Origin of the sequence: Ureibacillus manganicus DSM 26584 (assembly GCF_000772945.1) — a bacterium.
In the GTDB taxonomy this organism is placed as follows: Bacteria; Bacillota; Bacilli; order Bacillales_A; family Planococcaceae; genus Ureibacillus; species Ureibacillus manganicus.
The window spans coordinates 1-14,424 of sequence record NZ_JPVN01000043.1 but is presented as its reverse complement, the minus strand read 5'-3'; the positions used below and the strand labels follow the sequence as shown (position 1 = coordinate 14,424).

At 34.2% G+C, this 14,424-nt stretch carries 16 protein-coding genes; 11 read left to right on the top strand and 5 right to left on the bottom strand.

The features are described 5' to 3' along the window. Nucleotides 1-52: 52 nt before the first annotated feature. A complete protein-coding gene (gene pdaA, locus CD29_RS18640; RefSeq protein ID WP_036190350.1) occupies nucleotides 53-856 on the bottom strand; it encodes a delta-lactam-biosynthetic de-N-acetylase in 804 nt (267 codons plus the stop codon). A gap of 145 nt (nucleotides 857-1,001) precedes the next feature. Between pdaA and recX the strand changes: the two genes are divergently transcribed. From recX to CD29_RS18625, 3 genes are read left to right on the top strand one after another with little or no spacing between them, the layout of a single operon-like run. Beyond that, entirely contained in the window at nucleotides 1,002-1,799 is a 798-nt protein-coding gene (gene recX, locus CD29_RS18635) for a recombination regulator RecX (RefSeq protein WP_036190346.1), read from the top strand. 4 nt (nucleotides 1,800-1,803) lie between these two features. Continuing rightward, nucleotides 1,804-2,130 carry a YfhH family protein gene (locus CD29_RS18630; protein ID WP_036190344.1) on the top strand — a complete coding sequence of 109 codons (327 nt, stop codon included), beginning with the start codon at nucleotides 1,804-1,806 and terminating at the stop codon, nucleotides 2,128-2,130. Between the two features lies 1 nt (nucleotide 2,131). After that, on the top strand, nucleotides 2,132-2,407 hold the full coding sequence (locus tag CD29_RS18625; RefSeq protein WP_081976323.1) for a YfhJ family protein: 276 nt from the start codon (nucleotides 2,132-2,134) through the stop codon (nucleotides 2,405-2,407). A 153-nt stretch (nucleotides 2,408-2,560) separates the two neighbouring features. Here CD29_RS18625 and CD29_RS18620 read toward each other — a convergent pair whose 3' ends face one another. Then, nucleotides 2,561-3,544: a metal-dependent hydrolase gene (locus CD29_RS18620; protein WP_036190338.1), complete on the bottom strand. Its 984-nt coding sequence runs from the start codon at nucleotides 3,542-3,544 to the stop codon at nucleotides 2,561-2,563. Between the two features lie 126 nt (nucleotides 3,545-3,670). On the opposite strand from CD29_RS18620, the gene mutY reads away from it, so the two are divergent. The 4 genes from mutY to CD29_RS18605 all read left to right on the top strand — a co-directional run bounded on the left by mutY (nucleotide 3,671) and on the right by CD29_RS18605 (nucleotide 7,967). Continuing rightward, nucleotides 3,671-4,735, top strand: a complete 1,065-nt coding sequence (mutY, locus tag CD29_RS18615) for an A/G-specific adenine glycosylase (protein ID WP_036190336.1) — start codon at nucleotides 3,671-3,673, stop codon at nucleotides 4,733-4,735. A 70-nt stretch (nucleotides 4,736-4,805) separates the two neighbouring features. After that, nucleotides 4,806-4,973 (top strand): hypothetical protein, encoded by a 168-nt coding sequence (locus CD29_RS20550; protein WP_169716207.1) that lies wholly within the window; start codon nucleotides 4,806-4,808, stop codon nucleotides 4,971-4,973. A 551-nt stretch (nucleotides 4,974-5,524) separates the two neighbouring features. Next, nucleotides 5,525-6,073, top strand: coding sequence for a nucleoside tri-diphosphate phosphatase (gene ntdP, locus CD29_RS18610; protein ID WP_036190335.1), 549 nt, complete (start codon nucleotides 5,525-5,527; stop codon nucleotides 6,071-6,073). Nucleotides 6,074-6,242: 169 nt separating this feature from the next. After that, complete coding sequence (locus CD29_RS18605; RefSeq protein WP_197061785.1) at nucleotides 6,243-7,967, top strand: ABC transporter ATP-binding protein; 1,725 nt, start codon at nucleotides 6,243-6,245, stop codon at nucleotides 7,965-7,967. Between the two features lie 177 nt (nucleotides 7,968-8,144). On the opposite strand, the gene CD29_RS18600 is transcribed toward CD29_RS18605, so the two are convergent. Continuing rightward, complete coding sequence (locus CD29_RS18600) at nucleotides 8,145-9,239, bottom strand: FUSC family protein (protein WP_036190332.1); 1,095 nt, start codon at nucleotides 9,237-9,239, stop codon at nucleotides 8,145-8,147. Between the two features lie 36 nt (nucleotides 9,240-9,275). Beyond that, on the bottom strand, nucleotides 9,276-10,574 hold the full coding sequence (locus tag CD29_RS18595; protein WP_036190330.1) for a glutamate-1-semialdehyde 2,1-aminomutase: 1,299 nt from the start codon (nucleotides 10,572-10,574) through the stop codon (nucleotides 9,276-9,278). A 119-nt stretch (nucleotides 10,575-10,693) separates the two neighbouring features. Here CD29_RS18595 and bcp point away from each other — a divergent pair, with 119 nt between their 5' ends. The 3 genes from bcp to perR all read left to right on the top strand — a co-directional run bounded on the left by bcp (nucleotide 10,694) and on the right by perR (nucleotide 12,729). Then, nucleotides 10,694-11,161 (top strand): thioredoxin-dependent thiol peroxidase, encoded by a 468-nt coding sequence (gene bcp, locus CD29_RS18590; RefSeq protein WP_036190323.1) that lies wholly within the window; start codon nucleotides 10,694-10,696, stop codon nucleotides 11,159-11,161. 3 nt (nucleotides 11,162-11,164) lie between these two features. Next, entirely contained in the window at nucleotides 11,165-12,109 is a 945-nt protein-coding gene (locus tag CD29_RS18585; protein WP_036190321.1) for a D-2-hydroxyacid dehydrogenase, read from the top strand. 164 nt (nucleotides 12,110-12,273) lie between these two features. After that, a complete protein-coding gene (gene perR / locus CD29_RS18580; protein ID WP_169716206.1) occupies nucleotides 12,274-12,729 on the top strand; it encodes a peroxide-responsive transcriptional repressor PerR in 456 nt (151 codons plus the stop codon). 79 nt (nucleotides 12,730-12,808) lie between these two features. Here perR and CD29_RS18575 read toward each other — a convergent pair whose 3' ends face one another. Next, nucleotides 12,809-13,168: a YgzB family protein gene (locus tag CD29_RS18575; RefSeq protein WP_036190317.1), complete on the bottom strand. Its 360-nt coding sequence runs from the start codon at nucleotides 13,166-13,168 to the stop codon at nucleotides 12,809-12,811. 150 nt (nucleotides 13,169-13,318) lie between these two features. On the opposite strand from CD29_RS18575, the gene CD29_RS18570 reads away from it, so the two are divergent. Then, nucleotides 13,319-14,212 carry a nucleotidyltransferase-like protein gene (locus CD29_RS18570; protein WP_036190314.1) on the top strand — a complete coding sequence of 298 codons (894 nt, stop codon included), beginning with the start codon at nucleotides 13,319-13,321 and terminating at the stop codon, nucleotides 14,210-14,212. Nucleotides 14,213-14,424: the final 212 nt, after the last annotated feature.

Genomic DNA, 14,424 nt, shown 5'->3' with positions numbered 1-14,424 from the left:
TACGGTTTGATGAGGGGGTGGCCATGAAAATGGTCACCCTACTCTATTGAATTTAATTCTTTTTACTTTCTAATGCATGATCTAAGACAAGATTATCAAGAGAATCGAATGTATAACCCTGTTTCTTTGCTTCTTGAATAAACCTCGGTAAACCTTCCGCATTATGCTTAGCTACCGTATGCATTAAAATTACTGCACCTGGGTGCAATTGTTTCATTAGTTCATTGTAAGCATAGTCTCCACCCTTAGTGGAATTTCGATCCCAATCCATAAATGCAATAGACCAGAACATATGGCGATAACCATGTTTATTGCCGACTTCTAAAACTTTCTCACTGAAAATACCTTCCGGAGGACGAGCGTAATGTGTTCGTTCAACTCCAGTTAGTTCTTTCAATATATTATCAAAGTCTTTCCATTCTTCGACCATTTTTTCTTCAGACAATCTTGCCATATTCGGATGACCATAAGAATGATTCCCGATAATGTGTCCATCATTTATCATTCTTTTCACTAAATCAGTTGCACTTTTCACATAATGACCAGTTAAAAAGAATGTAGCGGGTACATTTTCTTTCTTTAAAGTGTCTAAAATACTTTCTGTATATCCATTTTCAAAACCGTTATCAAATGTAAGATAGATAACTTTTTTGTCTGGTTTTCCTTTATAAATGGCATCATATTTCTTAACAACATTCTCTAATTCACCACCAATATCAACAGGTTGGCCATTTGTCGATTTTTTAAATCCCCAACTATATTCTTTTGCCAAAGCACTTGTTGGAAGTAATATGAAGGAAATCGCAAGAATTGTTATTAAAAACAGAATATAAGGAATGTATCTTTTTTGCTTCATGTAATTAGCCTCCTTTTTTCAGCTTTAGATTGTGCTAAAAAAATTGCATTATGCACTTCTATAGATGTGGGAAAAAATACAAAGTTATTCGTAAAATGAAACATCACGAAAAACAATGTATACTTATTATTAAAGGAGTGTTTCTATGCAAGTCATTTCTAAAATAACTCGCCAAAAAAATAATGACCAACGATATAATATTTTTTTAAATGATAAATATGCATTTGCTGTTGATGAATCGACTCTTATTAAGTTTGGTTTAACAAAAGGTAAAGTACTCGAACAGTTTGATATTGATGAAATTACATATGAAGACGAAATTGTAAAAGCCTTCAATCGTGGATTGAATTTTTTAAGCTATCAAATGCGCAGTGAATTTGAAGTACGAAAGAAATTATTGGATACTGGGTTTGGTGAAGCTGTAACATTAGAAGCTATTCTTAAACTTGAGAAATTAGGGTTTTTAAATGATGAAACCTATTCAAAAGCACTTCTTGAAACAAAAAAGAAAACAGCTAAAAAAGGTCCGAAAGCCATCAAACAAGATTTGATAAAAAAAGGGATCGATAAAGAAACTCAAGAGAAAGTGCTAAACACTTTTACATATGAAGAACAACTGAAGATTGCATTATCTTTGGCAGAAAAAACAGCTAAATCAAATGCTAAAAAAACGCCAATTCAAATTAAACAAAAAATTCAAGAATTTTTATCTCGTAAAGGATATTCTTTCGATATCATAAATGAAATACTTGACCAAATTGACCTTGAGCGAGAAGATGAAGAATGGCAACAAATCATTGGACTTCAAGGGGAGAAAGTATGGACTAAATATTCTTCAAAGTTTGAAGGAAATGAGCTAAGAATGAAAGTGAAACAAGCCTTATATCAAAAAGGCTTTCCCATAGATGTGATTCAACAATTTATTGATGAGAAGGAGAGCTAACCTAATGGAAAAAAGTTATGCGCAAATGACAGAACAAGAACTTCGTGAGGAAATCGCGAAATTAAGGGAAAAAGCTCGAAAAGCTGAACAATTAGGCATTGTAAATGAATTTGCAGTATACGAAAGAAAAGCAGTCATGGCAACAGCTTATTTAATCGATCCAAGCACGATTGAAAAAGGTGAAATTTACCGCTTAGATGGGTCACCAGGTGAGTTTTTCAAAGTCGAATATTTAAAAGGTCGCTTTGCGTGGGGATATCGTCTTGGTGGAGAGCAATTTGAAGAAGCTTTACCGATTTCATTATTATTACCAGTGAAAGCAGGGAAATAATGTGGATGCCAATTTTATAATAGAAAATTTAACACAAGAGCTATTAAATAAAAATCCGAACTTATCAACAGGGAAGGCAAGAACATGGGTGGAATTACTTTGGAGTGATTTTGAAACAACCTACGCGAAAGCTGGATATGATTACCGTGGTGTAGAGTATACAGAAAGAATTATTCGTCAGTGGATTGAAAGTTACGGAGATAAGATACATGAATTTGCTGGACGTAATCCGAAATATGCACATCTGTTAGATGAAAGTGATGATACATTAAATTAAGAGGCTTTTCTAAGAGAGGAAGTTATATTGTCTCACCTCTAGACGTGTAATACCTAACAGCATTACACTTTTGTTCGTACAACTAAAAACACAAGAATGTTCAAAAGAGAACATTCTTGTGTTTTGCTGTTCTTTACTATATTACTTGTCAAATTAGCTTGATCCGATTTGGAGCTTTCTTTGTAATTTGTCTTCGCTGAAAATCCATCCAGTGTATGATGTAATAATGTTCAAATCATCATCTAAATGTGCAACAGCAACAAATGGATAACGATCATTGCTTCGATATCGTAGATCGATTAACCGAACTTCAGTTAAGCCGCTTGGTAGTTCTGAAATCTCCCAGTTATATAATGGGGAGAATGAAACAAAAGCAGCTAAGTTTGAATCACTTAATGCTTTATCAACTAAAGGAGTATTCGGAATAGGCCGAATTTCAATTTTATCGTGAATATTGACAGTACGCCCGTATGCTCGTCCAACATAGTAATGAGTTTTAGATTTTGCAGCAACTCGCCAATAAAAGAAACGCATAGTTGGAGCCACAATGACACAATCCTCATCTTGAATCGTATTTCGGACGGCATTTTTTACCGCAGCCTGCACTGCGAATCTTAAGATATAATAAAAAACGATAATTAAATACAAAATGCTAAATGTAATTACAGGATCTGCACCAAAAGTCCATAATAAAATTGCAATACAATGTAATCCGAAAATGATAGGGTCAAAGGTATTGATAACGCCAAGAGCAACCCATTTTTTTGAAAATGGTCGTAAAGCTTGTGTGCCATACGCATTAAAAATATCTACAAAAACATGTAAAAATACAGCTAAAAATGTCCATAGCCATAAGTGGAATATATTTGCACCTGGAACAATAAGTGACAAGAATCCTGTGATTGCTAAAGGCCAAAGAATAACAGCTGGTATTGAATGAGTAATACCTCTGTGATGTCTTATATAAACAGCATTATTTCTTAACTTTAATACAGTATCGACATCAGGAGCTTGGGAACCTATGATTGTACCTGCCATTACCGCACTAAATGTCATAGAATTTTGAGCAACAATAGGATCTGAAAGAGCTAGTCCGCCTAAAGCAACCCCCATTACTAGATGTGTGCCAGAATCCATTTTTATCAACTCCTTATGTCGGAGATTTGCTGTTACGATTTTTAATATTATTGGATTAATTTCCATTTATCTTCATTAATATTATACCCGATTTACTAAAAATTAAATCTTAACTAGGAGGAAGTCGTGAAATATCCATATAAAAATGAATTTTCTATAAACCTTGTGGAATGGTATCACAATGAAAAACGTGATTTACCATGGAGACGAACAAATGACCCATACAAAATTTGGGTTTCTGAAGTAATGTTACAGCAAACTCGAGTCGATACAGTAATCCCATATTACAACCGTTTTCTAGAAAAGTACCCGACACTCCAATCATTAGCATATGCTCCTCAAGAAGAATTATTAAAAATGTGGGAAGGTTTAGGGTACTACTCAAGAGCGCGCAATTTACAATCAGGTGTTCGGGAAGTCGTTGAAAAGTATAACGCACAAGTTCCAACAAACCGTCATGATATTTCAAAGTTAAAAGGTGTTGGACCTTATACAGCTGGTGCAATTTTAAGTATTGCTTTTAACAAACCTGAACATGCAGTTGATGGAAATGTTATGAGAGTATTAAGTAGAGTTTTACATATTAAAGAAGATATTGCGCTATCAAAAACGAAAAAAATATTCGAAGAAGCAGTAACAGAATTAATAGACCAAAATGACCCAGGTGCATTTAATCAAGGGCTAATGGATTTAGGAGCACAAATCTGCACCCCTACTTCACCCAAGTGTTTACTATGTCCAGTTAGGGAGTATTGTATAGCATTCGAAGAAGGTCATCCAGAAGAACTACCGATAAAATCTAAAAAGACAAAATCGAAAACCATTCAATATGATGTCTTTATTGTAAAAAACTACGAAGGGAAATACCTATTAGAAAAAAGACCGGATGAAGGTTTACTTGCTAGTATGTGGCAATTTCCTATGATTGAGAAAACTACTAAAGGTCCTTCGTGTAATACTTTTGAAGTACTTAAAACAAATTATGAAGTACCTTTTAAAGATGATATTGGTGAACAGTTACTAAAATTTAAACATATCTTCTCTCATTTAACGTGGGAAATGGAATGTTATTTAGTTGAAGCGGATCAAGTAGACATACAAAAAGAAAATATCGGCTTCTTTACACTTGAGGAAATAGCCCGACTACCAATGTCAGTACCGATGCAAAAGGTTTTGAATATTCTGAAATAATTTAAATGCTATTTATCCGAATAATCTCTATGCCTTAAGACCACAATATCTTATGTGGAGGTGAACAGAGATGGCAAAAAACAATAACAACAACCGCAACAACAACAATAACAATAACAATAACAACAATGCTGAGTTTGCAGCAGAGCAAGATTTCGCTCAACAAAACAACAAACAAAAACAACAAAATAACCAACGCAACAACAACCGCAACAACAATAACAACAATAACCGCTAAGTTTTAAAATGGTTACATGAAAACAATTTAGGTATAGACAATGGGATATTGTCTATACCTAAAATTTTTTAGCGGATTGGAAAGTATAAGTTTATCGGTAATCCGAATAAGAAAAGACATCAACTCGACCTATTTGGGTCGAGTTGTGTTTTTCTAATTTTAGCAGATAAGAAAGTATAAAACTTTCTTACCTGCATAAGTGCAACTAAGGCTAATCGCCCAAAGGCTTGGCGATTAGCCAAGTTTTCTAATAAATGACTAATCTTCTTGCTACAAGTTTTGGTAATCGATTGCTATAATATAATTGGGATATCATTTAACTTCATTCAATATTTTTTCGTTAACAGATTATAAAAGTTAGTTTTATAATTGAGTGAGGTATAGCGTTCGGCAGTTGTTTTAGATTTTTAATATAGGTATTGAGCAGAACTATTAAAATTCTTGTATTATGTATGAGTAAAAAGAAAGTACAACATACACTTAAAATACGCTAATGCGCAATGATTATAGATTATATAAATTTTATAGCAAAGATAAAGGTGGGCTTATAGATGGCAATACCGGTAGAAGGAGAAAAGATACAAATACATAGCTATAAACATAATGGACAGATACATCGTGTTTGGCAGGAAACAACGGTGTTAAAGGGAACAAAGAATATATTTATTGGTGCAAATGAGCGAACGCTAGTTACTGAATCGGATGGCCGAACATGGTTAACAAGGGAGCCATCAATCTGTTATTTTCATGCAGAGCACTGGTTTAATATTATTTGCATGTTAAGAGAAGATGGTGTTTACTATTACTGTAATATGAGCTCTCCATATGTGTTTGATAACAATGCAGTAAAATATATAGACTATGATCTTGATATTAAGGTTTTTCCTGACATGACCTATACATTACTTGATGAGGACGAGTACGCTCAACATAAAAAAGAAATGGGTTATCCAGAAGTAATCGATAAAATTTTAAAACGGAATGTCCAAAAACTTGTTAGCTGGATTAAACAAAGAAGAGGTCCATTTGCACCTGATTTTATCGAAGTATGGACAAATCGTTATCAATTCATGAAAGAAATGCAATCAACCAATGATTAAACAAATGTGCCTATTGGTCAAATTGCCAATAGGCTTTTCTAAAGCTATGAGATACTTAACAACCGATGTTCATTCGTGTAAATAATGAATTCATAAAAGCATGACATAGTTAATTTGCAGCAAGATGAAAGGAAGTGAATTCAAAACCTTGGATAGTATTAGACGTTATATGAGATTTGTTAAACCCTATCGATGGGAGATTTTTGTAACTATTATAATTGGGATATTAAAATTTGCCATCCCCTTATTTATTCCATTCCTAACGAAAATCGTAATTGACGATATCATTTTAAAGGAAACTTTAACTTCTGCTGAAAAAATTACACAACTAATTTACTGGTTAGGTGGAACAATCATATTATTTTTCATCATTCGTCCCCCGATTGAATATTACCGTCAATATTTTGCCCAACATGTTGGAAATAAGGTTTTATTTGATATTCGTAAGGAATTATTCGGCCATCTTCAAAGGCTAAGTTTAAAATATTATGCAAACACCCGTGCAGGAGAAGTTATTTCCCGAGTAATAAATGATGTTGAACAAACTAAAAACTTCATAATGATTGGCTTGATGAACCTGTGGCTTGATATGGCAACTATTCTAATTGTAATTGCTATTATGCTTTCAATGGATATTGGGTTAACACTCGTTGCTATTGTTTCATTGCCATTATTCGCAATTAGTGTAAAGTACTTCTTTGGAAAGCTACGAGATTTAACAAGAAAACGTTCACAAGCATTGGCAAGTGTTCAAAGTTACTTACATGAACGGGTCAGTGGAATTAGCATTATTAAAAGCTTTGCACTTGAGAAGCATGAACAGAAGATTTTTGATAAAGAAAATGGTGAATTTCTAGATCGTTCACTTGAACATACCGTTTGGAATGCAAAATCTTTTGCAGTAGTCAATACAATTACTGATATCGCACCTCTATTAGTGATTGGTTGGGCAGGTTATGAAGTAATAAACGGAAATTTAACTGTTGGTACAGTGGCTGCCTTCATGGGGTATATTGAGCGTTTATATGCACCATTAAGAAGACTTATGAATTCATCAACTACTTTAACTCAATCCATTGCTTCGATGGACCGTATGTTTGAGTTAATGGATGAAAAATATGATGTTACAAGCAAACTAAATGCTAAAAGCTTACCTGCTGTAAGGGGACAAGTTGAGTTTAAAAATGTAAATTTTAAATATGACAGTGAAGGAAATACAATCTTAAATGAAATGAGTTTCCAAATTAAACCTGGGGAAACAGCTGCATTTGTCGGTATGAGTGGTGGAGGTAAGTCAACCATTGTAAGTCTAATTCCTCGCTTTTATGATGTGACAAGCGGTGAGGTACAAATAGACGGAATGAATGTAAAGGACATTAACTTACAATCTTTGCGCTCCCAAATAGGTATTGTTTTACAAGATAATATTTTGTTTAGCGATTCTGTAAAGCAAAATATTCTAATGGGAAGACCTGATGCAACAGACGATGAAGTCATTGAAGCAGCGAAAGCAGCAAATGCGCATGAGTTCATCATGTCATTACCGGAGGGTTACGACACGAAAGTTGGAGAGCGCGGTGTGAAGTTGTCTGGAGGACAAAAACAGCGGGTAGCAATTGCGCGAGTATTTTTGAAAAATCCACCAATATTAGTATTAGATGAGGCAACTTCTGCGCTAGATTTAGAAAGCGAAGCTTTAATTCAAGAATCGTTAGAGCGTTTGGCTCATAATCGAACGACTATTATGATTGCCCATCGCCTATCTACAATTACTCATGCAGACAGAATCTTCGTAATTGATCATGGAGAAGTTGCTGAAGAAGGTACCCATGATGTACTAATGGAAAAACAGGGTGTTTATTATGACTTGTTCCAAATCCAGAAGCTCGATTAATATGTGTAAAATGCTCAAATACCGTTAAGGAATTGGGCATTTTTTTCTATCTCGACAACTTTAAAGGAATTTTCGGATTTCTGTCTAGATGGAACCATTACTTTTATTTATCAAAAAAAGTAAAGCACCACAATTACTCTTGTGATGCTTTACCCCATATTAAAAATTCATTTCTGTCTAATAAAACTGTTCTTCCAAATCCTCATTCGTCTCTTTACTATGATAGCTTCGGAAAGAAACGATTAGTGTATCGAGATGCTCTAAATTTTCTTCATAATCCAAAATCCTAGAAAAAGTATAGAACAAATGATAGCTAGAAAAATCTTCTTCTCCTTCACGAGTACTATCATCAAGGACGATTTGTTCAATGATATGCTTCATTACCGTTGATCGGTTTAAATGTTCTTCACTCACTGTCCATTTTGAATGTTCAGGTTTTAGCTTTCCTGTAAACTTTAGCAATAATTGCTCATGGTAGGTTAACAGGAAATCTAATCGTTCTAGAAACATTATACGAAATGAATCTGGCAAGTTACCTATTGCATTTTCATGTTTGTACACCCTAGATAGTAGCTCCATACTCTTTTTTGTTGTCACCATCATTTGACGATAGACAACAAGTTTTCTAGCATGAACAAATCGTTTGCTCTTAATATAGTTTCGTTCTTCCTTAAAAAATTCATATATCTTTTCTAAGTCTGAATAGCGATTGTTGATTTTACTAATTGCGGTTTTTGTTGAATTATGTTCTGATGCATTTCTTACAGCTAAACGTGTCCAACGAATAATATCATCTTGTAATGTGTGTATTGCTTTAAACAATTTCACTTCATAACGCGGTGGTAAGAAAATCATATTGACGATAAACGCTGCAAGTACACCGACCATTACAGTTGCAAAACGAACCGTACTAAATGCTAAAAAGTCATTACCTTCATAAACCATAATGGCCACTACTGTTACTAGTGCAAGGGACAAGGAACTATCTAGTTTCAATTTCAACATAATGCCAATAACTATAATTGCAGCAATACCAATGGCTACAATATGATGTCCAAACAATAAACCAAATAACACTGCGATTGCAGCACCAATAATGTTCCCTTGAATTTGTTCAATGATGGATAAATAGGAACGATAAATCGATGGTTGAATCGCAAAAATTGCAGCAATCCCTGCAAAAACGGGTGAAGGTAAGCTTAGTAAATCCGCTAAGAAAAGGGAAAATACGATTGCTACACCCGTTTTTAATACGCGGGCACCTAATTGCATAAATGAGAGCCCTCTCTTTCTACTTAAAAAAAATCCTTATTTATTTAGAGCGAGTTGTGAAAAAGCATATTCAGCAGCGGCGATTGTTTCAATTATATCTTCTTCTTTATGCTCTGTCGTTAAGAACCATGCTTCATATTTTGAAGGAGCTAAGTTAATTCCTTTTTCAAGCATTAACTTAAAGAAGCGACCAAACATTTCCCCATCTGACTTTTCAGCTTGTTCATAGTTTTCTACCTTTTCATTTGTAAAGTAAACGGATAATGCGCCTTTAATGCGGTTAATTGTAATTGTAACACCGTGTTTTTTTGCAGCTTCTAATAGTCCATTTTCTAAAATGCCACCTAAACGATCCAATTCTTCATATATACCTGGTTGTTTTAAGACTTCTAAACAAGCAATTCCAGCTAACATGGACGCTGGGTTTCCTGCCATTGTTCCCGCTTGATAAGCAGGTCCAAGTGGTGCAACTGTATCCATAATTTCTTTTTTACCACCATAGGCTCCAATTGGAAGACCACCACCGATAATTTTCCCCATAGCTGTTAAGTCAGGTTTTAATCCTAGGAGATCTTGTGCAGCACCATAGTGGAAACGGAAAGCAGTAATTACTTCATCGTGGATTGTTATTGCACCTTTTTCTTTTGCAATGTCATGGACATATTCTAAAAATCCTGGGTTTGGCATAACCATCCCAAAATTCCCTACGATTGGTTCAATTAGAATAGCTGCAATTTCGTCTCCCCATTTTTCCATTGCTAGCTGAAATTCTTCTTTATTGTTAAATGGAACTGTAATTACTTCAGTTGCAACAGCCACTGGCACGCCTGCAGAATCTGGAGAACCTAATGTAGCAGGGCCAGAACCAGCAGCAACTAATACTTGGTCAAAGTGACCATGATAACAGCCTGCAAATTTAATGATTTTTGTACGCCCGGTGTAGGCGCGTGCCACCCGTACTGTTGTCATTACTGCTTCTGTACCAGAATTCGTAAAACGTACTTTGTCTAATGAAGGGATTGCTTCTTTTAACATTTTTGCAAAATTGACCTCGTGCTGAGTAGGTGTTCCAAAAAGTACACCTGTCTCTGCAGCGTGAGAAATCGCCTGAGCAATGTGTGGATGACCAAAACCAGTAATAATTGGACCATAAGCAGCTAGGTAATCAATGTAACGATTTCCGTCAACATCATAGAAATATGCTCCTTTTCCTCTTTCCATGACTACAGGTGCACCACCACCTACAGCTTTATAAGAACGTGATGGACTATTAACTCCACCTACGATATGTTCTAATGCTTCATTATATATTTCTTCTGACTTAGTATGATTCATCGTAAATCCTCCAATATTGATATCTCAATAACATTGTAGCCTTATTTTCATAAAAGTGGCAAAGAAATTGAAACTAAATCAAGAGTTATGTACGATACTTTTAGGGGAGGTTAATAGAGATGAAAACTTTAGTAAATGAAAAGGCTCCAGAATTTACATTAGTAAATGAAAAAGGAATAGACATTTCCTTAAATGATTTTCTAGGGAAAAAGGTGGTTTTATACTTTTATCCAAAAGATATGACACCAGGATGTACAACAGAAGCGTGTGATTTTCGTGACCATCATGATACATTTAAAGAATTGAACGCTGTAATTCTTGGAGTAAGTGCCGATTCATCTGCACAACATACAAAGTTCATAGAAAAATATGGTTTACCATTCTCATTGTTGGTAGATGAAGACCATAAAGTTTCTGAAGAATACGGTGTTTGGGTCTTGAAGAAAATGTATGGACGTGAATTCATGGGAATTGAACGTTCAACGTTTTTAATAGACGAAGATGGTATTGTACTCAAAGAATGGCGAAAAGTGAAAGTGAAGAATCATATTGAAGAAGTGCTTGAGAGCATTCGTGGAGAGGTGTAGTAAATGAAAATCTATTTTACATTTGAGCCAAGACCTGATTTAAAAGAACCATTAATAGAAGAATTTCCTAACATTGAATTTGTATTTCATTCGAAATTAGACGAAGGTCAGTTAAAAGATATCGATGTATTAGTTACTTATGGCGAAGATTTAAATGAAAGAAGAATTGAATTGGCTAGCAACTTAAAGTGGATCTTTGTAGCATCTGCAGGAATTGAAAAAATGCCCCACAAAGCTATCCATGAGTGTGGAATTCTCGTGTCTAATGTGCGAGGAATTCATAAAAAACCAATGGCAGAATCAATTTTAGCACATATATTATCGTTAAAACGTGCTCTACCATTCATTTATGAGAATCAACAAAAAGGTGAGTGGAATAAAAAGGCTCAACTTTCTGAGTTGAATGGAAGCACCGCACTAATTATTGGTCCTGGCGCAATTGGTTCTGAAATCGGAAGACTTCTTCAAGCCTTTGAGGTTTATACAATCGGTTGCAACCGAAGTGGGGAAGAAACTCCTTTTATAGATGAAACATATAAAATAGATGAATTAATGTCGGTTTTACCCAAAGCTGAGATTGTTATTTCAATGCTGCCTAGCACACCAGAAACTAGGCATCTCTTAACATACGACCACTTTAAACAAATGAGGGAAGATACGATTTTCCTTAACTTTGGACGTGGGGATGTTGTTGCAACAGATGTACTTGTAAAAGTTTTAGAAGATAAGTTAATCAGACATGCTGTGTTAGATGTATTTGAAATAGAACCATTACCAAAAGACAATAAGCTATGGCAACTAGATAATGTGACGATTTCACCACACTTCTCTAGTCATTCTTCCCGTTATGTGGAAAGAAGTTTAGATATTTTTAAGCCAAGTTTAAGGAAATGGTTGGCTGGAGATGACAATTTAGAAAATAAAATGGAAATTTTACGTGGATATTAATGAAAAGTTCTTGTATTTATTTCTCTTAAATAATGAATATTTTTTGAAAATGAGAGTAAATTAATTATTAAATGGTTAGAAATATTGACATTCAATCAGTCTTGGCTGTACACTAATTATAATAATTATTAAATAAGAATTTTTTAGAAAAGAGGTGCATGGCGATGTCTGAAATGCATTTGAAAGATGCACTAGACACGTTAAAGACAACTGGTGTAAGAATCACTCCACAACGTCATGCGATTTTAGAATATTTAATAGATTCAATGAATCATCCAACAGCAGATGAAATATATAAATCACTTGAAGGTAAATTTCCTAATATGAGTGTTGCTACGGTTTACAATAATCTACGTGTATTCCGTGAGGCAGGCTTAGTTAAAGAGTTAACTTATGGAGATGCTGCGAGTCGATTTGATTTTGTTACAAATGATCACTATCATATGATTTGTCAATGTTGTGGTAAGATAGTTGACTTCCATTATCCAGGTCTAGATGAGGTGGAGCATTTTGCATCGCATGTTACTGGCTTCAAAGTACACTTGCATCGCCTTGAAGTATACGGTACATGCCCAGACTGTATTGAAACTGAAAGTGATAAGCAAATTAACCTAGCATAAATGGCTAGGTTATTTTATTTGGTTTTTAATTACTTACTGTAAAAATGAATATAAAAAAACTAATCCTAGGATTAGTTTTTTATTGTTGACTTTTTTTACTATTATATGCCTGATTAAATTCTTTCCCAACAAGTGCAGGGTCAAGTGTTAATGGTTCATTACAATACATACACATATCAACGCGACCAAGTACTTTTGTATGTTTTCCGCAGTTCGGACATACAACTTGTACAGCTCTTGTAGATAGAAGACCAATAAAACCATAAACTACTGTACTACCAATAATCGCTAGTAAACCTAATGTCATAAAGATAATAACTAGTAGATGATTTTCACGGAAGAAAATTGCACCATACATAATGACAAACCCAATAAAGATTAATGCAAGGGCAAAAGTCCGAATTCTATTTATTTTATTTTTATATTTTTTAGTCGCCATAGTTGATTTCCTCCTAATTCAAATTCTACTATAACATAGAACATTATAGAGTAGAAATTGAAACTAGAGTAATGATTGAAATATTATAGAAGGTATATAGTAAATGATTGTCGAAGTGAATAGATACTGATTGAACTTAGGAGGACTATTATGGAATATATCTTGCGTCCCATTTATCAAGAACGCGCAAGTCAACCAGAGACATTAGGCGTCATTATTGTCAAAAAAATAGATAATATAGAGAACATTACAGATACCTTTGATTCTGTATTATTAATCGTCGTTAAAGATGCAAATGTACCCGTTTTTACAAAACATTATATCTACCAAGATCAAAAGATGGTAATGCATGTTATTACAGAAGAAATTCTTAATAAGTGGTTATTCATCGGAAACAAAAAGCAAGTTGTGGATTGGATTTTTAACGGAAAAATCATGTTCGACCGAAACGAGTACCTAGTTAATTTAAGATCCAAACTTCATGAAAAACCTATGTACGGTCGTAAAATAAAAACAGGAATCCAATTTTCTAAACTGATTCGACGTGTATTGGAAGGTAAAGAACTCTTCTATAAAGGGAATTTCCTGGATGCCTATTCAAATGTTACTGAGTCCCTGCATCATTTAGCTAGATTATCTGTTTTGGAGAAGGGTTTATATCCTGAAGTTACAGTGTGGTCTCAAGTTAAAAAGATTCAACCAGAAATTTATAAGCTTTACGAGGAACTTTTATTTAGTAAAGAAAGCTTGGATAAAAAGCTAGAACTATTATTCTTGGCAATTGAATTTATGATTAATTCAAGAACACATGACGGAGCGCAACATATATTAGAAACGATGCTTGAAAAAGAAATCTGGACTATACAAGAACTACATACACACAAGGAACTTAAATACTATTCTGGGGATTTAGAAGTGTTTATTGAATACTTAATAGACAAAGGATATATCGGTGTTGAGCCAATTAAATCCAAAAACGAATCCATACAACATAGATACTATAAAGTAGATAAGCATTTAGTGGAATCAGAGTATGACTTATAAAGAGGTTTCGAGGTGCTCTCAAACACCTCGAATTTTTATTTTTAAAAAGTGTTGACACTTTTGTGAGTTCTGTAGTAAGATAAATCTCGTCGCTAAGACAACTTGAAATTTTGACAGAGATTATTTGATTGAAATATTTTTTAAAAATAACTATTGACAAATATGGTTGTCGAATGATAAAGTAGAGAAGTCGCTGTAAAACGACTGAAAAT

Coding starts and splice junctions, on each gene's coding strand:
- recX (WP_036190346.1), top strand. CDS start 1,002: ATGCAAGTCATTTCTAAAATAACTCGCCAAAAAAATAATGACCAACGA.
- CD29_RS18585 (WP_036190321.1), top strand. CDS start 11,165: ATGAAAATCTATTTTACATTTGAGCCAAGACCTGATTTAAAAGAACCA.
- CD29_RS20550 (WP_169716207.1), top strand. CDS start 4,806: ATGGCAAAAAACAATAACAACAACCGCAACAACAACAATAACAATAAC.
- CD29_RS18630 (WP_036190344.1), top strand. CDS start 1,804: ATGGAAAAAAGTTATGCGCAAATGACAGAACAAGAACTTCGTGAGGAA.
- pdaA (WP_036190350.1), bottom strand. CDS start 856: ATGAAGCAAAAAAGATACATTCCTTATATTCTGTTTTTAATAACAATT.
- CD29_RS18600 (WP_036190332.1), bottom strand. CDS start 9,239: ATGCAATTAGGTGCCCGCGTATTAAAAACGGGTGTAGCAATCGTATTT.
- CD29_RS18605 (WP_197061785.1), top strand. CDS start 6,243: ATGAGATTTGTTAAACCCTATCGATGGGAGATTTTTGTAACTATTATA.
- bcp (WP_036190323.1), top strand. CDS start 10,694: ATGAAAACTTTAGTAAATGAAAAGGCTCCAGAATTTACATTAGTAAAT.
- CD29_RS18575 (WP_036190317.1), bottom strand. CDS start 13,168: ATGGCGACTAAAAAATATAAAAATAAAATAAATAGAATTCGGACTTTT.
- CD29_RS18595 (WP_036190330.1), bottom strand. CDS start 10,574: ATGAATCATACTAAGTCAGAAGAAATATATAATGAAGCATTAGAACAT.
- CD29_RS18620 (WP_036190338.1), bottom strand. CDS start 3,544: ATGGATTCTGGCACACATCTAGTAATGGGGGTTGCTTTAGGCGGACTA.
- perR (WP_169716206.1), top strand. CDS start 12,274: ATGTCTGAAATGCATTTGAAAGATGCACTAGACACGTTAAAGACAACT.
- ntdP (WP_036190335.1), top strand. CDS start 5,525: ATGGCAATACCGGTAGAAGGAGAAAAGATACAAATACATAGCTATAAA.
- CD29_RS18570 (WP_036190314.1), top strand. CDS start 13,319: ATGGAATATATCTTGCGTCCCATTTATCAAGAACGCGCAAGTCAACCA.